The organism is Paenibacillus sp. 2TAB26 (assembly GCF_052115145.1).
Lineage (GTDB): Bacteria > Bacillota > Bacilli > Paenibacillales > Paenibacillaceae > Pristimantibacillus.
The window spans coordinates 62,409-81,230 of the sequence record NZ_JBFRGC010000029.1 but is presented as its reverse complement, the minus strand read 5'-3'; the positions used below and the strand labels follow the sequence as shown (position 1 = coordinate 81,230).

The window sequence follows — 18,822 nt, the reverse complement described above, 5'->3', positions numbered from 1 at the left end:
AAGAACCTCGGGCACTGCTTGCAATAAGCTGTGTCCGAGGTTCTTTTGTTTTAATCCAACTAACCTGTCCCGTTAGTTAAACGATCTATATCCGATCTTTTAATTTTGGACGTGGATAAAAACTTAGAGTATCATCATTCTTTTGCAAAATTATATCTGGTTACGACCGCTAGTGTAGAAAAGACAACCGATCATTTTGGTCGATTGCCTTTGTTCTTAATTGAACCAACGTTATCCGTTAGCTTAAATCCACTTGAATAAATTAATGCCTCATGATTCATTGCTGAGTAAATAATATTATTTTCTATTCCGACACTTTATTTTCTGCGTTTCCCTGTCAATTCGGCGTCCGGTCGACTACTCTTTTTACCGAACCCACTGTATTGCAATTGAATCCGGTCTTCCGGGCGAATGTCGACAGTATACAGAACGAGCAGAAAGAACCATTCCAGCGGCTTCATCGCCACATAGATCACATCCGCTGCTGTCTTCGTACGAATCTGCCGACTAACCGGATATCCGTATTTGTCGTATAGTCGGCGAATCGTCCGGTGGCAAGCGGGCATGTACTGTTCCAGCACGTTTTCGAACGCGTTAGCGATCATCAGCTGGCGATTCACTGTAATAGACATGCCGTGCCGGATTCCCGGCCTAAGCGGCTTGACTAGGGATCGATGCCCCAGAGCGGCGACGGTGCACAAATAATGGCCATCCCCCGACACCATTTCCGGCGGTGGCGCCGGCAGCCTCGACAAGTAGAAGCCGCTCGTATCTAGAAACGCCCGCACTACGCCATCCGGCCGCTGCCCGAACAAGACTAGAAGCAATTGAACAACAAGCTGAACGGGGAATAGCAGTGCGATCCATAGCGCCGGAATTGCCCGGTGACGCATGATGATGAAGCGATGCAGAGGCCGCTGCCAGGCGGGCATCGTCTCCGCATCTTCCCCCCTTCCGAACGCCTTCCATACGTCCAATGAGCGCTTGAGCTGCGCCAGGTACAGCAGGCAAGACGTTAAGCTCCCAGTTTGAAGAAGCAACACGGAGAAGATCTCATTAAAATCGTAATTGGAAAAGCCGGTATGAATGAAATAGACTGCGGTCAGCGAGATGCAAAGAACCAAAAAGACGTTGCAGCAAGTATATACAATTGGAGAAAGCTTCCTATGATAGATTCTCAGCGCCCAATAGGAAAAGAAGCCGAGCAACCAGTCTACGCAAAGTACGGCACTATGCTTGTGGGACAGAGATGCGTATGCATATAATGGCTCTCCGGTTTCTGAGTACATTTTCAACGGCGCTCCTCCTGGTACCCCTTTCGCATCAAATATGAAGCCAACGATCAGGAGAAACGAGGCGATCGAAAGTAGAATGYCGTCTACGAGCCGTGTTAACGTCAATCCTTCGCCTTGTTCGCTTTCCCCAGCTTTTCGCGCGAACGTAAACACCGCCCGAATGAGGGCGGTGAACGCTAGGAGAAGAAATGGAGTGAACAACAGTAGCATTTTCTTGATGCTCCTTCCAGTCGATATTGGACAAGACTTGTGCGGCAGGCGCGCTTGTCGTTTCGTCGACATCGGGCGCGTCGCGTTTCGCCACCGCAATCACAATAAGGTAGACATCATCGTTGAATGCCCGATTTCAAAATTTTAAGAAAGCAGTTTTGGAAGCGGCGAATGCTAGATTCCCTTTGACGCGGTATGATACTTATCCAAAAAAAGGCAGTCTTTTGAGAGGAATCAAAGTCAAACTGCCGCTGTGTTATTAAATGAACGTGTCCTATTTGCACCTCCGAAGATTTTTTTTGATATAAGTAAAGAACTGACCATTTATCTAGTCAATGATACTCTGAATTTATAATTCAAAAAAAGAGAAAAATGATCATGTATATTTTCCTATTTATTGGTCCTTACTGCCCATTAACGTAGCGTAGGGCTGCCATGTGGCAGCCCTTAATGCTTAATATGAGACCTGATATCGGAATTACAGCAGCGAGGTTACGAACTTCACCTCCGGAAAGCGGCTATCCGGTCCTTTCATTAAGATTCCGCCTTGATTTTTTAGATAAATATCGAAGAAATCCAGCATATAGGCATTGATAACGGAGTTCACTCTTTCGGGCGCAATCTTTCCTGTAACTCCCAGCATTTTGAAAATCGGAGAAATGAGCTGTACGTCGGTAAAATTCAAATGCTCCGTATTGTCGATATAGAGGAATTGTCCCCCTACGTCAACCGTTTCGCGCATCCGTTCAAGCTCTACCTTTTTATCTTCCGTTACTTGATCCATCCACTCTCTTGTGTTGCCCATACGTTTAAGCTCTGCCTCCGTATAGGCGTGGTTATCCTTCACCATTTTTAATCTTTCGAATTCGCTTTGCGAGTTCATGAACAAAAACGGCTTTCGCAGACCCTCTCTCTCACGCAGTCGATAAAGCGCTCCATCCAAGTCTATTCCAACCGTTATTCGTGGATCGTAAGTAGCGTCATAGGCCGTCGCTCCTCCGATGGAATGACCGAACACCCCGACATGTCCAAGATCAATCCTCCCCTTTAGATGACTTGGAATCTGCCCCGATTGGATGAGCTCGAATTGGTCCAGGGTAAACGCCACATCGTCGGTTAAAACTTTTCCCAACTTGTCGCGATTTCCGCTTTCCGTCCGGTAATCATGATCGGGCGAGAATAAGTCGTTGGTTGTGCTCGTCGTGATTCGACCATCCGGAAACTCGGTTGCAAATGTATTGTAGGTGTGGTCGATCACTGCCACGATATATCCGTGACTCGCAAGATTTTCGGCTTGTGACGTATGGAGGAACCTGGAAGAGCCGAACCCGGGATTAGCAAGGATCAGCGGGTATGAAGTCTGTGCCGAAGAGACTTCGGCCCCCGAATAAGCATGACTGGATACGTACTTCAGGTGTTGAAGAGTAAACCCGGGAAGGCCATAATTCCCGGCCATATAACGTAAAATCTGGGGATTAGAAATAAAGGGAGCGTATTTACCGGTGCCAGCTTGAGCCGGATACCATACCTGAACCATCAATTCTCTCTTACCATCTCTGGCTTCGTCGAAAATCTCTTCCCTCTCTGTATCCACAAAATGATAAGTTTGCGTTCCTACCTTAAATTCGCCTGTCGGTTCAGGCAGCTTAAATACAGGAAAAGCATACATGAGACCCGCTGTAACGACCAGCATTAGCGCTATAGCGGTATTAGCTGAACCCAACATGAATCGCGGGATTTTTTTTTGGACGTTTTTTTTAAAATAGCTATAACCTGAAATGGCTAAAAAAATGATCGTTATGCAATATAGGAAAAATAGCTGAACTCTGTATCCTTCCACCGTCGAATGAATGACCAGTAAAAGTGTGGCGATCCCGCTTGCAACGAATACTGAAATTTTACGCCGTCCTTTTTTTAATAGGACTGTTAATGCAAACAAGCCGATGTTTGACAAAAAAAGCAACAGTTCAAACAGCCTCATCTCGATTCTCCTTTTAAAAATTTCTATGTTTCTTTATTCCAATATTATCCTGCCAAACTGGCCTAAGCTATCGCTTTGCCTTACATCTACCTTACAATTTTGTAAGACGCTTATTTAGCACGTAACCATGAAGTGGTAGCCATGGTAACCATTCCTGAGACTGATCTTGCGACCCACTTTTCTTGTCCACCCTGATAAACTGACCGTTAGCTCAACGAGGCTGCCGATTTATTTCGGCAGCCTCGTCCTGATGATTATTTACCTGTTAGCTTAATAAAGCATCGTCTGCCTAAGACTTTATTTTCTTATGACACCGCTGGCGCCTGGCTAGCGTCTTGAGCTTGTTCGCATGCTTTTCAATTTTTTGAATACATTTATGTATTCGATTAACAGGAGGACACAAGTCATGTCACAACTCGGGCAATCGTTTATGAGAGGTACTCTGGTTTTGTCTGTTGCTGCTTTCATCAATCGTATTCTCGGTTTTATCAGCGGCATGTATATAGCTCGCGTACTGGGCGCAGAGGGAATCGGCATCTTGATGATGGCGCATCCGCTTGTTCCGCTCGTCATTACGATTACGGAGCTTGGATTACCGGTGGCAATTTCCAAGTTGGTCGCAGAGGCCCAAGCTCGCGGCGAACGGATGAAAGTGAGGCGCATTCTGTATGTCTCACTCGCTGTTACGGGCGTTTTGAGCGTAGCGCTCACGACCATATCGTTACTTGGATCAGAGTGGATCGCGTCAATTCTGTTAAGCGACCAGCGGGCTTATTACGCCATGCTAGCGATTACACCGATCGCACCGATTATCGCAGTCTCCGCCGTATTAAAGGGTTATTTTCGGGGCATGCAGCAGATGAAGACCATTGCAGCTTCCGATGTGCTGGAGCATACGGTTCAAATCGCTTGTGTGCTAGCGTTGGTACACCTATTGCTGCCTTACGGAATTGCTTACGCAGCTGCTGGTGCAATGGCTGCCTCTGTCGTCAGCGAAGCGATAAGCCTCTTATTTCTGATGACAAGCTACAAGCTATATGGTGAATCAAAGGTATCGGGCGAGACTTGGGCGAGCCATCTGAAACAAGGAAGAAGCACACTCGCCGAGCTGCTGCAAATCGGACTTCCGACGACTGGTCATGGTATCATTCATTCGTTATACAACGCCTTCCAGCCGCTTCTTATTACAACCAGCCTGGGCCTGTACGGCATCGGCACAGCTTTAGCCACGAAGCAATTCGGTCTGCTGGCCGGCTATGTGTTTCCGCTATTATTCATGCCAAGCTTTATCACGCAATCCTTATCCACCGCTCTTATTCCCGCGATTGGTGAGGCCACGGTGAACAAGAATAGTTTGCTCATACATGAGCGGATGAATCAAGCTATGATATTGGGACTTCTGATCGGTGCGCCAGCAACCGTTATCCTGTACGAATGGGCAACTCCACTAACGACACAAGTCTATAATGCGCCTGAGGCAGGATTACTTCTAAAAATACTGGCGCCTATGTTTTTTCTACATTATTTCGATGCTCCACTTCATGCGATTCTACTTGGCCTCGGTCGCGCGAAAGCAGCTCTATGGAATTACGTAATAGCTACTGTATTTAAGGGTGTCTCGGTCTTCGTGTTAGGCAGTCAATTAGGAATCGTTGGTGTTGCGTTCGGCATCGGTATTGGCATTTTGATACAAACGCTATTGAACTTTTTTTCCATCTCGAGTTCGATCGGATTTTATGGGAGCATTCGTCCTTATATCAAGGTTGGGATCTGCATGATGCTAATGGCAATCTGCGGACACTTGACCTATAACCAGCTAGTCAGCCACGGTATGCCGCAGTTATGGTGCGTAATCATTTCAATCTTCTGTTCCTTGTTTCTTTATTTCGCTGCTCTAGTCGTGACAGGTACGTTGAATTGGAAAAGCACACGTCATAAATTTTCAATTCCATGGTAAGAAAAAGCAGCAGTCATGATTCGATATGTAAAAAGAATAAATAGTATTAGAATGGATGTCTTTATTCCACCCGATTTTTCGAGTTGTCATACCGTTAGACTCCATAAAATAAGTTTTGGACTGAACTTAGAAATTGAAATAGCGACAGCCAAGGACGAGAAAACAAAGAGTCCTAGACTGTCGCTATTTTATTGAACTTACGTGTCCCGTTAGTTGAATCCCATTATTGAACAGACGATGATCAAAAAAGCTCTATCAACACGGTAAAGTATAAGAGCCAGCGAGATAGGTTCTTCAGTTACAAAAACTAGTTTCCCTTGCTTCAGTATAAACATTTTTACTAACTGATGCCTCTCTATAGCCCAATGAATGTGATAAACTCATTTTCAATTAACTGTTTTTCAATCCAGTAAATCATCTCATTGATTAATTCACCAATTAAAACCCTATTTTCTAAATAACTATTTAAAAAGCTCTCTGTTTGTGTCATAAAATATGGTTGTATGTATTCTGTTAGTTCAGTCTTTTTTTGATTAAGTAAGTATTCCCTTATTAAGACAAGTCCACTTTTAATCTGATTCCAATATTCCCTTGAAATTTCAAAACGATCGAAACTTTCGAAAGGTTCATATCCGTTTTTAATCGCTGGTCTTAAAAGGACAAATAAGTCATCTTCAATATATACAGACTCAGCATTTCTATAGGCTTTTCTTAAAACACCTGGGAATAATTCATGGTAATTTTTATTTACCAATTGATTTAATCCTAGTAGATGATTCAAATTAGGATTCCTCCCTTGTGTTTTATATGAACACCCTATGCCGCACTCTAAACTTCCCTTTAATTCTTCAATGAATTCAACGACTCCCACTCAACTATCCTGCCAATTAGCTTAACGAGAAAGGAGCAGCTGCCATCCGGCTAACTGCTCTATGGTCCGTTGAACTATCGTTCCCCGTTAGCGTAATGAAGGGCTACCACATGGCAGCCCTTTCGGTGTTTAACCATCGTTTCCCTTTAGTTTAATAATTTGGACGTTTTTGATGTACCGCTTTTAGGTCTTCCAATTAGAAATGAGACGGGGAACTCATAATGCTCAGTGGTAATTAAGACCACTCGCCAATATCTGTTGGTACTTCTCTGGTTGCTTGAATAGTCATCATTCCACATAATAAGCAGCTTAGACAGCTCATTCTGCACCTCAACAATCTTAACCTCTACATCAGAAATCCCACTATATAAATCAAGTAAAGGAAACCATGTTCCGGATACTTTTTCGAATAAGAAATCCCATAAGTCAGTTTCTTCTCCGATATCATATAAATACTGAGTTAGTTCCTCCACTTTATTCAATAATCGGTTATTCTCAACAAGAGATTCTAATGGTGTTGGTATATATTCTAGATAAAAAGTTGAGTCGTCTCCATAGAATTCCTTGAAACATTGAAAATGACAAAAGAAGGTTTCTTCTTTTTGTTCCATGCTAGTGCTATCGTAGTTTGTAGTTATTTTCAATGAACACGGGTTATTGTTATTCATCATCTTATCTTCCAATGTTATTTTTTGTTTACATATGCAACACTTATAATCCAAGTATTAGCCTCCTCCTTTTTAATTTTCGCTTCAAAAATTATATTACCATGAATTGTAACTAAACTGCCCGTTAGTTGAACAAAGGGCTGCCTCACGGCAGCCCTTTAATTATTGAACTATTGTTCACCGTTAGTTCAATCATATCAACTCTGAGATAAACATTGGTGTAGCTCCTTCCTCTGTATTAAAGCCAAATTTATTATAGAAATCCACTGCATGAGGATAAGAAATTAATACTTTTGTTTTACACCCTTTATATCTATCAAGCATTATATTCATCATTTCCTTACCTATACCTATACTCTGATAACTCGGATTAATAAGCATATAATGAAAATATACCGTTAAACTACCATCTGACAAAGCATTTATTAAACCGACAAGCTTTCCTCCTTCCCAAGCGGTAACAATTGAATGAGACCCTCTGATTGCTTGTAAAAGCTCGTTTGGATACTTGCCAGACTCCCATTCTACCGAAAGAAATAGCTCTTGGAGTGCATCCTTAGTGATATCCTCTTTGCTTGAAGCGTAATAAATACTCACCCCTATACCTTCCTTTCATAAAACTAACTACGCCACAACATCTGTTTTAAACTCCCATACTTCAATGGTTTTGCAATCCTTACGAAGCCATAAAATGATAGCGACAAAGGAATTTCGGATTTATCAAAGTGAATAATCACTTTATTTACCTCAATATACTATTAAAAAGATGTATAGAAAATGGATTAACTGATGTGGAATTTGTATTTATTTACTTTAGAGAATTCATGAGAATACTTCTTTTATTTAAGCTTACTAATCCTAAGAGGCTTATAGCGTTAATCTGCCCGTTAGTTATCGAGATGTGAAGCTGATTCCGTCCTACTTGTATGCAGGTAAGGTTATCATTTTATTTATTTCATTATTTTAAGAGATACTTATAATATGCTGGGAATTCTCGTATTAAGGAGTAAATATCTCTAAACTCAAAGACTTTGGCATGAGCTGAGTACACTTCTTTAATATCCATTTTTCTAAACGCTAATTTTGTTCTAGATATATGAAAGTATTGAGTAATAACCATCACAGACTCTAAATCTAATTCATCCATTATCTTGCTGGTATTTTGGGCGGTCATATATGAGTTGTACCCATTATTATCCTCTATAATTTTATCTTCCGGTAATCCTTTATCTATTAAGTATGATTTCATAACCTTTGCTTCATCGAAACCTTCCTTACCAATACCGCCACTTACAATAATAAAAGTAAAGTAGCCCCCTTTATAAAGCTCTACGGACTTATCTAATCTTGCTTTTAACCGCTCAGAAGGCTGTCCATTAACTTCTACTTTATTTCCTAATACTACAGCTGCCTCAACTGGTTTCAATTCATCATTCAACCCATCTATTATCACGAAAGTAGTGTGAATGATAAACCAGATGCAAAGACTTGCTACTAATATTCCAAATCGTTTAATGAAAATATATTTCAATCTCTCACCTGCATTCTCTCATATTTCTCCATAATCATACCCTAATTTTATCACACAAGGGTGCATGAAACATTCCACGCAGACGTCCCACCGACTTAAAACTTTATATGTATTATCAAAATTGAAACTAATTGCCCGGCAGTTGAATGCCACGCCAGCTGCTTACATCGCATTGGGCAAATTCATTATCACCTGCAGCAACCACCGTGCCGTCCGATTTAAGACCGAGCGTATGAGCGCAGCCCGCCGCTACCGCCACTATATCGCGCCAGCCACTTACATTGCATTGGCCATGTTCATTCCTACCCAGAGCGACCACCGTGCCGTTAGATTTAAGCCCGATTGTATGATTACTTCCCGCTGCTATCGCCACAATACTGCTCCAGCTGCTTACATTGCATTGGTCATGCTTATTCAAACCCACAGCCATCACCTTTCCGTCAGATTTAAGCCCGACGGTATGAAGGTAACCTGCCGCTGCCGCCACTATGTCGTGCCAGTCGCTTACATTACATTGGCCATACTGATTATTACCCACAATCATCACCGAGCCGTCCGATTTAAGCCCGACGGTATGCCAGTCACCAGCTGATACTCCCACCATATCACTCCAGCCGTTTACATTGCATTGGTCTTCATTATTTCGGCCCACAGCCACCACCGTGCCATCAGATTTAAGCCCCACGCTACGACGCCATCCCGCCACAACCGCTATAATATCGCTCCAGTCATCTACATTGCATTGGTCATGCTTATTCCAACCCACAGCAACCACCGTGCCATCAGATTTAAGCCCGATTGTATGAGAATTACCCGTGTTCGTCGCCATATGAACATTACTTGCCGCAATCGCCACAATATCGCTCCAGCCGCTCACCTCACATTGGCCATATTTATTATCACCCACTGCCGTCACCGTTCCGTCCGATTTAAGACCAACGGTATGTCGACGACCCGTCGCTATTGTAGCTTTAGGCCATCGTTTCACCTTTAACGCCGCTTCAAATGGTGAAGTGTAATCCATGTTTTTCCTCCTTGAAACAAAACTTATTTTTTGATCAGATTATGCTTCTTGCGAACTGCATAAACACCTAACATTATAAGTATTTCGCACATTCAATAAACGATCCTCCCCGTTAGCACAATCACTTATCTCAGTTTCATAGCTTTAGTGTCTTAGATCTCCACACTCGATACAGTCCGACAACTAGAAAGATAAAAGCAACAACTTCTATGATTCTAGGGATGATATTCAGTATTGTGATCATCTCTCCAAATGTCATTCCAAGCGGTAATGTAGTACCGTTCGCATCATAAGAATTAATGAGTCGACTTATTGTAAAAGGTGCAATAAAATCATAGATCTTCAATATTAAAATAATAAGAAAGAAGTAAAAGCCTGCAATGAAGTTATTTTTCCTGCACTGTATAAGTCCAAAAATTAATAAAAATATGAAGAAAATCGAAAATACAATTGCAAAAATTCCTAATATAACCACCAAATCACCCCTTTTTTTCACAAAATTGATATTCATATCTTACGTTTGCCCCAAGGAATAATTCCACTATCTTTCCCGTTAGAATAATGAAATGAGCAGGCTACCGAAGTACCTGCCCATCACTGTCTATCATTTAACTATATTTCTCTGTTGCTTCATTAATCGCTGCCGCCGCTTACTTCTTTATGATGGGTATCCATATTTCACTTTTAAATTGCGGTGATGCTACATCCTTATGCTCATGCCAGAGCATTTCCGGCCCGTTGTTTAGCTCATATTCCGCGGATGGAAACCATTCGGAATAAATGCGCCCCCAGATCTCTTGAAGCGTACTTGGAAAAGGGCCGACGGCTGTGAATACAGCCCATGTAGAGGCTTGCACCTCCAACTGGGCTAGACCATCCCCATCTCTCGTTGTGGCCGCCCCAATGTAATGATCGAGCTCTCCTTTCTCCTCAAACCGCTCTTCACTGAAATTCGTGGAAGCACTGATTAGTCCTGAAGGTTGAACATTCGAAAAACTCTTAATCTTATCAATCATTTCTGGAGTGAGTCCTTCAAACATCGATGCAATCTCCGGATTCACCCCTTGAAATACGATTGGCACTCTTTTTTTGATTCCCACGATGCGAAAAGCCTCTTTGTCTTCAATACGGTAATTCATTTCACTTCCTCCTTTGATAGTCAGTTGAAACGTCATCCGCGGGAAGGCTTTGAGGGACTGTCCATGGATTCGGGCTTCCGAGGGATTAATCCCATGCATGCTTTGGAAAGCCCTAGCAAAGGAATCCGGCGAAGTATATCCGTATTTCATCGCAGCATCGATGATCTTGATGTCACTGTGGCTTAGCTCGAGTGCTGCCAAAGTTAAGCGTCTTCGGCGAATGTATTCCGACAGAGTAATGCCTGCAAGAAATGAGAACATCCGTGTAAAATGATATTCTGAACAGCAGGCAATTTTTGCTGCCTCCTGGTAGTCCACATGATCAGTAAGATTCTCCTCAATATAGCTTAAAGCTTTGTTAAGTTTCGCCAGCATATCCATAATATCGCCTCCCCTCGTTACTCAAAGCATAGCAGAGAAGGTAATTCCCTTCCCGACATTTACTGCACAATACTGTAGGTTCACTCTCAGCTCAGTGAACAGAAGACAAGTCTAGTAGGAAGGCCCCCTGCTCCTTTGTTGTCTCGTTGAAATTAGAAGGCAAATCCATAGGATTAAGTACATGAAAAACAACCGTAGAGTAACAGAAAAAACAATGAGCAGCTGCTGCGGCAGACTACTCATTGTTTTCACGCTAACGTGTTCCACTAGCTGAATCACTTTTTTATTTTAAATTAATTAAATCTGGAAGTTCATTGAACTATCGTTCTAAAAATCTCCAGCCAGCTGCTAACATCACCTTCGGGATATAAGCGTAGGCCATTAATAGGCAGGATTCTAAATGCAATACCTAACTTTAAATTATTGTGAGATGCAAGAAAATCAGCCTTATACTTTTTACATACTGCTTTTTGCGCGTCCATTTTATTCACTTTATTGACAGTAACAACGGACAATTGCACTAATCCAAAATCGATAAATCTTTTATAAACCAAGCGTCTGTAGCATTATGCTCTGAACCATCTAATGGTTTTTCAAGTTGTTGGAAACCTAATTTGATGTAGAGGAGATTTGCTGCTTGAAGTTTCTTCAATGTTTCTAAATAACAATTTGTATAGTGTTCCTTGGCGAAGTCGAGTGCTACTTTCATAAGATCATTCGACAGACCCATACCTTGAGCTTCCGGTGTAATGTATAGCTTTTGCAATTCACAAATTCCCGGATTCTGCCCAAAAGGTGCAATCCCCACACCGCCTACCACTTCGTTTTGTTCATTCACTACAACCCAGTACTTTGAATTTGGTTGTTCCTTGTAATATTGTGCCAGACTGCTGAGTTGAGGGTCAAAATATGCTGTTCCCGGAATGTTTAGGTTAAACGATTCCAATGAGCGTCTAATAATTCGCTCTATTGTTTGATTGTCCTTTTCTTCAATTTCACGAATTTGCATTGATACATTCTCCAGTATCTAAGTAATTTTAATTCTAATATTATTCGCCAAATGATTCAAATTCAAGTATCCAGCCCGTTAGCTCAAGCGATATTCTGAGTATTTTGAAAAAATGTTGGATTTCTTATCACAAATAAGTCAATTAGGAAAAGTAATTTCTAATGTCTTATCATCTTGCTCTTCTCCTTTAAGAATAATTGCAACGACGTCTTCTTTTATCCATGTAAACTCGAAATTTTCGGCCAAAAGTGTCTTGCCATCATTATTAATTCTTTCTTCGATAAAAGTTCGTAGATGTCCAATTTTTCCATAGTAAATTCGTATCGGTGCATTCGAAAAAAAAGCATTCTGTCCTCGAACCCTAATTTCAACTTGGTTTTTTTGTTAGGGGAATTTTGAGTGAGAATTAATTTTTCTGCATAAACAAATTGGAAATAACCGTAGTACAAAATAGCAATTGGTATGGTTATGATACACAGGACTATAGCCAAAGCACGAAAGGTTCTTTCTCGTTCTTCTTTTCTATCTACCATTTAATGCACCATCCCACCGTCATTAAGATATTGTTTATCTTCGTAGTACACAAGCAAAACATCTCCAAAGAAGATTGCCATCAAAAACGCTCTCCATTAATATTTTAAAAACACCGTTAATGCACCTGTCTCCTTATTTCTGCATTTACTTCATTTAGGAGGCTGCTAGGACATTATATTTCATTTACTTTAATCCAAAAAGTGTAACTTTCAGGTGTTCTATTTCATGTTTTCGACTCGGTCATTTCCACGCTAAACTGCCCATTAGTTTAACAACTTCAGCAGGCAAAAGGAAAAACCTCCCCGCAGCACCCTGCAGAGAGGTTCTCCCAAATAAAATATCTTCTAATTGCACTTATCCTTAAGTATCTCCACCGCTATGATATGCACGTTGGTACTCATCGTTTTACTACCACAAAAACAACTCGTTCCCTTTTAGCTTGAAAACAGCTTCCATGAAATAATAGTCGCCATAAATGATTGAAATATGAATGTCATGATGATGATACGCTGCTGAACCATTGATCAACAGATGATCAGAATCCGTCGTCCAGTCGCAGCGAGAAACGTCCAGCGTTTTCAACAGCTTCAGTGCGGCATTCAGATAGACTTCCTTTTCGTACTCGCCAACCGCTTTGGCGATTTCGATCAGTCCGCAAGCCGCGATCGCCGCTGCCGTGGAATCTTCGTAAGCGGGCTCGTTCGGTTGACGGAAATCGATCGGAATAATGCCGTAATCCGGAATATTCGCCATAAAATAATGTGCCACGCGTTTGGCTGCCTGCAAATACTCCTGCTTCCCTGTATGCTTATAACTGATCATAAAGCCGTACAAAGCCCACGTCTGCCCACGCGTCCACGACGAGCCTTCCTCGAATCCTTGACCGCCATAAGTTCGGACAACGCTTCCCTTGAACGGGTCGAACTCCACGATATGATTCACGGAACCGTCCGGCCTAATAAAAGCATCGAGAGCGGTGTCCGCATGCTTCATCGCGATTTGCGCATATCGCGGATCTTTGGTTTCTTCGCTCGCCCAATACAGAAGAGGAAGATTCATCATGCAATCCACGATCGCCCACCCTCTCGTATCTTCGCTGGTTGTATCATCGTTCCAAGCGCGGATAAACCCGCCCACCAAGTTTAATCGTCCAGCAAGCAAGTTGGCGGCATGCAGCGCCCTCTTGCGAGATTCCGTATTACCTGTAACTTTATAATTGGCCACACTTGTAGGCAGCCACATAAAACCGACATCATGATGCAGACCGTAGAATTGATGGAGACAAGCATCCAAAGCATCTTCCGTGAAATTGGCGATATCCTTGTACTTCTGAGCCCCGGTTTCATGGTACATAAGCCACATCATGCCGCCCCAGAATCCATTCGTCCACCAGTTGATATCTTTTTTGATCTGGTTATCGTGCTCACCGTTACTTGTGGTATATGGTATTTTGCTGCTTGATCTTTCACTTACTGCGCCTATTTTGGCTGTTATTTTGGAAACAACATTTTCAATCCAAATTTGATCGTCAGTCTGTAGGTTCAACATCTTTTCACTCCTATTCTTATCTTTCTAAGGGTTTCGCCTTTTCAAACCTATTTGGATATGTGCATATCTCTTTCGTGTATTGAAACAAAGTATCGCTCTCCAAGCTCGAAGTTAAATACACCATCCGCTGTTTCAACAATCTGAACAGCAGGCTGCTGTCCCCCTTGGAAAGGAATAAGCACCGTCAAGAAAGTAACCGTACCGCTGAATCTATCTTGGAAGCGTACCCTTGTCGAAGGCCTTGAGAGATCGGTCTCATCAGACAACCTTCCTTGTAGAAAATCCAATTCTCCTATATAGCTTGTCGCAATCACCAGATTCGCAATTTCGCTCGTCGCAATCACGCCGCCCAAGTTCGCCTTCACTTCGACAAAATCCAGATGGAAATAGCGCTGAACGCTATGGTTATTCAGCCCATCTACCCGATCCGCAATAAGAACGAACCGATTATCGACCAGTGAAATATGCCGGTGATGAATCACCGGTTCGTAGTTTGTATGGCAGGCGCTGGCGAGCCGGTAGAAACCTCTATCCTCCACATTGTAGATTCCGCCGGGTTTTTGCGGTCCGTATTGAAAGGGGCGAATATACTCAAAATGATCTCGCTCATCGATTAGCAGCGTAGAGTGAAAATTTGAACTCTTGAACTGTTTGCGGTCCTCATCATCTCGATAACAAAAAAATCCGGGATCGCAAATCATGTCTTTTCCGAGCGCAGTAAAATCAAAGCTCATCAAATCAATGTGGGCATGGGCATTCTGAACAGGGCTTTTACATGTAAACAAAAAACTAAGAGCCTTTGAATCCCAGCCGCTGCGGATAATTGCTTGATGCAACGTTCGATTCCAAAACGTCGTCGGCTTATCTAGTACAAACTGTCTGCCCTGCAGGGAATACAGCTCTTCCACGAATTTACTGACATCGAGCGCTCTCCATACATGCTTGCTTGCTTCCCGTACCACCTCGTTCACATCGATCAAATTCGTTGCAAGTCCGAGCCAGGATACATCCTCCAATGCAAAGTACCCATAGACGCCGGACATTACAGCAAGGGGATTCGCATAGGAATCACCGACAGGCACACATTTCCCGGTTGGTCTTAACGAGTAGATCGAGTAATCCAAATTTTTCCTAAACCGCTCCATGTACGCTGGTGAGAACTGAAAATGGAAACGTTTAGCCAGAACCACAGCCAGCCCGAACCAGAACATGCAGCCATTATGATACGATGGGCAACCCTCGATTTGACCGCCGTCCTCCGTCAGCTGCCCTATGCTGCACTTCTCGATGCCATCGATCGCAAAAGCCTTCCATTCTTCCGCTTCTTTCAGCTCGGGAAAATAAAGAGCCGTCGTCAGAAGACCCAAACACTCCATTAAATAATGATTATGATCCGCTTTAGGCCACAGCTGAGGCGACACGTTGCGCAGAGCTTTTATTTGCTTGTAAATGACCGTTAAATACTGCTCCAACACTGCCTCCGTAAACAGCTCTGAATGACCTAGATGCTCCAGGATAAGCGGCCAAATTTTGTAGGCTCGAATACCAATCTCCAAAACCCTGAGCGGATGGCATTCCGTAAAATAGTCAAGCGGCTTATCGAGTAAGTCCTCGGGAATAGTGACGAACTCGATCCAGTCCATCATTTCGTCGATGACCTTAACACCGTACTTTACATCCTTAGTGAGAGAATAGGCTTCCAGCAAGTCCTGCCAATGTGTCATGCGATTCAGCTGCCATAAATATTCATTATCATTATGTCTGCGCTCCAGCCAGTTAGGCGGGTGCCCTACAAACTCCCTGACTCCCCCCGTACCGGGAAGCATGATCATACCTCGATAAGCGAGTTCTGCATTCGCGATCGTCTCGCGCACATGATCAGGCATATGGGCTGCTATATAGGCGGCTTTATCTTCCATCGGCTCTAGCCGCGAACGCAAGTTAGCTAGCAGCTCTGTTGTACTTATCGGCTCAATCAACAATGATTGCAGATTCATTTCTTCATCTCCATCATATAATTTTTGTTTCGTTACGATGTTCTCGATCACATTTTCGATAACGTGTACAATTCAGAAGGAATACTCCCTCCGAAATGATCACAACTCCGGAGGGAGGGGTTCCAACTATTTCATGTAACGGTCATATGCACCTTGTTCCAGTTCAAGCAATTGCTTGATGCCTAAGTCTTCCAACTCCTTAATATACTTGCTGAATGTCTCATCGTTGATCGGTTCTACGCCGAGCACCCATCTCTGCAGCTTTTCCTCGACGTAGGTCAATACGCCCGCGTTTAGCTCCTCAAATTTGGTCCGTTCCTCATCCGTATAAGAGATCGGCGGGTAGGCCTGCATAATATAACCATTGTCAATGTATTCCTTGATACCTTTCAACGCAGTCGCGTTTGTCCATTGTTCTTCGTAAGCATAGTCTTGATGGAAGGCCAGCTCGATCTGAGCTCCCTCTTCCTGAAGCTGTTGAATAACTGTCTTTTCTTTATTTTTCAATACGGAGTCTTTAAACTTCGGCTCGCCGTCCACGAGGTCATAGTCCTTTCCTTCGATGCCAAAGTTCATCAGTCTCCGACCCTCCTCGGAGAACCAGAAATCCATATATTTGATCGCTTCGACGGGATGCTTGGTACTCGCTGAGATTCCCCATCCGCTCGCATGCGTCCCTTTACGGGAACTCTCTTCGACAACTTTGCCCTCAGTATTCACTGGTGGCGTCATCGGAACAAAGGAGAAGCTAGGAATCTTAGACGCAAGAATATCATTGAAATTAGCCGTGCTGGCGAACCAATCGTGCGTCATGCCGCCGACATTGTCTCCGAGCAAAATGTCACGCGCTTTCGCTCCGCGGGTGAAAATTTCTTTATCAATTAAGCCTTCCTTGTACCACTTCGCAATATTTTCGATTGCCGTCTTATATCCTGGCTCATACATGCCGTACTTGACGACACCGTTGTCCGCGTAAAATCCACGTTTGGCTGCATCAGCCCCGCCCTGCACACCCCACTGGATCAGCAGGTCGTAAATTCCGTCCAGCTTCGACCTGCTGAAATATGGAATTTCATCCKTTGCTCCGTTGCCGTTCGGATCCTTTTCTTTGAATGCTTTCAATAGTGCATACAGCTCATCTACCGTTTTCGGTTGCTCAAGTCCCAGTTTTTCCAGCCAATCCTGGCGTACAAACCAGCCCCTAGCAGCCGGTCCGTCCGGAGTAAAGTTAAGGAAATACGTTTTGCCGTTATTGGCTTTCATATATTTGGCTGCATCAGGATGTTCGGAAAAGAACTTTTTAATGTTCGGGGCATGTTCTTCAATCAGTCCATCTAGCTCAAGAAAGGCTCCTTCAACCCCTAGGCTGTCGTACTGCTCCTTAATTTGATGATGAACCAAATCAGGAATTTTCCCGGAAGCCATCATTGTATTGAACAGTTCTTTACTATTCGTCGAAGCTTTAGATGCCGTTCCTTTCAACTTAATATTGGTCATCGCTGCCGCTTCTTTGAAGATGGGCCAGTTATCGTCGAAAATAAACTTATCTGAGTAGTGCATATGGATCGTCAGCTCAAGCGGGTCTTTTGCGATTAGTTGCCCGGATAGCTGCTTTGTATCCGCTTCTTTTGAATTATTCGCAGGACTTCCACTATTTTGCGGCACATTATTGTTGCTACAGCCCGCTAGCAGCATACCGACTGTTACCATGATTAATGCAGATGCTTTTATCCTTTTTTTGTTACCCATATTTATGACCTCCCAATATTGGTTTCTTGATTTCATAATAAAAGATTGAAGCAGCCACTAGCCTTTGACGGAGCCGATCATGGTGCCTTTGACAAAATATTTCTGAATGAAGGGATAGGCTGCAACAATCGGAATAATGGAGACGATGATCGTTGCATAAATAATTGTTTCCTTTGAATATACCGCCATATTGCCCATCTCGTCGCTCACGTTCATCTCTACGATGAGTTTCTTTAGCAGGACTTGCAGCGGTACCTTGTTCTCGTCTCTCAGCAGGATCATCGTCCAGAAATAACCGTTCCATCGATGCACCGCATAGAACAATCCGATCGTCACAAGCGAAGCTTTGGACAGCGGCAAATATACTTTCCATAAGATCGTAAGATCATTTGCACCGTCAACCTTAGCCGCTTCCTCGAGTTCCTCCGGGATGGTCTGGAAGAACGTTCTCATGAGGAAGACATAGAAAGTCGTAATTGCGAAACCGATAATAATCGTAAATCTACTGTCGAGCATGTTCAAATCTCGAAAATTAAGATAGGTCGGAATCATGCCGGGTTGGAACCACATCGTCAGCGCGATAAAGAAGCTGATGGCCGTACGCCCCATAACCCGTTTCTTGGATAAGGCATAGGCACCACAAATGGTGAGAATTAAATTGACGATTACACCGAATATGGTGTAATAAAACGTGTTTAAATAGGCAATCCAAATTCCCTTTTCCGATAGTACCTTTGCATAGGAGTCAAAGTTAATATCGTGCGGCAGCAAGATCACCTTGCCTGTAACGACCGATTGGGAGGAGCTTAAGGATGCAGATAAGACATAGACAAACGGGTACAACGCAAGCAAAGCGATAATTCCAAGAAATACACAATTAAAAATATAAAACAGCTTTTCGCCTCTGGTTTTTTTCATCTTCCATCAC

15 protein-coding genes are annotated in these 18,822 nt (G+C 43.1%); 1 reads left to right on the top strand and 14 read right to left on the bottom strand.

Annotated elements, in window-relative coordinates; genetic code table 11:
• Positions 1–317: 317 nt before the first annotated feature.
• Positions 318–1,505, bottom strand: coding sequence for a DUF6688 domain-containing protein (locus AB4Z50_RS28235; protein WP_441884581.1), 1,188 nt, complete (start codon positions 1,503–1,505; stop codon positions 318–320).
• A 478-nt stretch (positions 1,506–1,983) separates the two neighbouring features.
• Complete coding sequence (locus AB4Z50_RS28230; RefSeq protein WP_441884579.1) at positions 1,984–3,486, bottom strand: alpha/beta hydrolase family protein; 1,503 nt, start codon at positions 3,484–3,486, stop codon at positions 1,984–1,986.
• A gap of 406 nt (positions 3,487–3,892) precedes the next feature.
• Between AB4Z50_RS28230 and spoVB the strand changes: the two genes are divergently transcribed.
• On the top strand, positions 3,893–5,443 hold the full coding sequence (gene spoVB / locus AB4Z50_RS28225) for a stage V sporulation protein B (protein WP_441884577.1): 1,551 nt from the start codon (positions 3,893–3,895) through the stop codon (positions 5,441–5,443).
• A 355-nt stretch (positions 5,444–5,798) separates the two neighbouring features.
• Here the strand turns inward: spoVB and AB4Z50_RS28220 are convergent, their stop codons facing one another.
• The 12 genes from AB4Z50_RS28220 to AB4Z50_RS28165 all read right to left on the bottom strand — a co-directional run bounded on the left by AB4Z50_RS28220 (position 5,799) and on the right by AB4Z50_RS28165 (position 18,812).
• Entirely contained in the window at positions 5,799–6,314 is a 516-nt protein-coding gene (locus AB4Z50_RS28220) for a hypothetical protein (RefSeq protein WP_441884575.1), read from the bottom strand.
• Positions 6,315–6,460: 146 nt separating this feature from the next.
• Entirely contained in the window at positions 6,461–7,036 is a 576-nt protein-coding gene (locus AB4Z50_RS28215) for a hypothetical protein (protein WP_441884573.1), read from the bottom strand.
• Between the two features lie 138 nt (positions 7,037–7,174).
• On the bottom strand, positions 7,175–7,579 hold the full coding sequence (locus AB4Z50_RS28210) for a GNAT family N-acetyltransferase (RefSeq protein ID WP_441884571.1): 405 nt from the start codon (positions 7,577–7,579) through the stop codon (positions 7,175–7,177).
• Between the two features lie 361 nt (positions 7,580–7,940).
• A complete protein-coding gene (locus AB4Z50_RS28205) occupies positions 7,941–8,513 on the bottom strand; it encodes a YdcF family protein (RefSeq protein WP_441884569.1) in 573 nt (190 codons plus the stop codon).
• A 127-nt stretch (positions 8,514–8,640) separates the two neighbouring features.
• Positions 8,641–9,537 (bottom strand): RCC1 domain-containing protein, encoded by an 897-nt coding sequence (locus AB4Z50_RS28200; protein ID WP_441884567.1) that lies wholly within the window; start codon positions 9,535–9,537, stop codon positions 8,641–8,643.
• 650 nt (positions 9,538–10,187) lie between these two features.
• Positions 10,188–11,057 (bottom strand): AraC family transcriptional regulator, encoded by an 870-nt coding sequence (locus AB4Z50_RS28195; protein ID WP_441884565.1) that lies wholly within the window; start codon positions 11,055–11,057, stop codon positions 10,188–10,190.
• A 311-nt stretch (positions 11,058–11,368) separates the two neighbouring features.
• A complete protein-coding gene (locus AB4Z50_RS28190; RefSeq protein WP_441884563.1) occupies positions 11,369–11,539 on the bottom strand; it encodes an immunity protein Imm33 domain-containing protein in 171 nt (56 codons plus the stop codon).
• Positions 11,540–11,577: 38 nt separating this feature from the next.
• Positions 11,578–12,066 (bottom strand): GNAT family N-acetyltransferase, encoded by a 489-nt coding sequence (locus AB4Z50_RS28185; RefSeq protein ID WP_441884561.1) that lies wholly within the window; start codon positions 12,064–12,066, stop codon positions 11,578–11,580.
• A gap of 942 nt (positions 12,067–13,008) precedes the next feature.
• Positions 13,009–14,148: a glycoside hydrolase family 88 protein gene (locus AB4Z50_RS28180; protein WP_441884559.1), complete on the bottom strand. Its 1,140-nt coding sequence runs from the start codon at positions 14,146–14,148 to the stop codon at positions 13,009–13,011.
• A 47-nt stretch (positions 14,149–14,195) separates the two neighbouring features.
• On the bottom strand, positions 14,196–16,145 hold the full coding sequence (locus AB4Z50_RS28175; protein ID WP_441884557.1) for a heparinase II/III family protein: 1,950 nt from the start codon (positions 16,143–16,145) through the stop codon (positions 14,196–14,198).
• Between the two features lie 126 nt (positions 16,146–16,271).
• On the bottom strand, positions 16,272–17,894 hold the full coding sequence (locus AB4Z50_RS28170) for an extracellular solute-binding protein (RefSeq protein WP_441884555.1): 1,623 nt from the start codon (positions 17,892–17,894) through the stop codon (positions 16,272–16,274).
• A gap of 57 nt (positions 17,895–17,951) precedes the next feature.
• Positions 17,952–18,812 carry a carbohydrate ABC transporter permease gene (locus AB4Z50_RS28165; RefSeq protein ID WP_441884553.1) on the bottom strand — a complete coding sequence of 287 codons (861 nt, stop codon included), beginning with the start codon at positions 18,810–18,812 and terminating at the stop codon, positions 17,952–17,954.
• Positions 18,813–18,822: the final 10 nt, after the last annotated feature.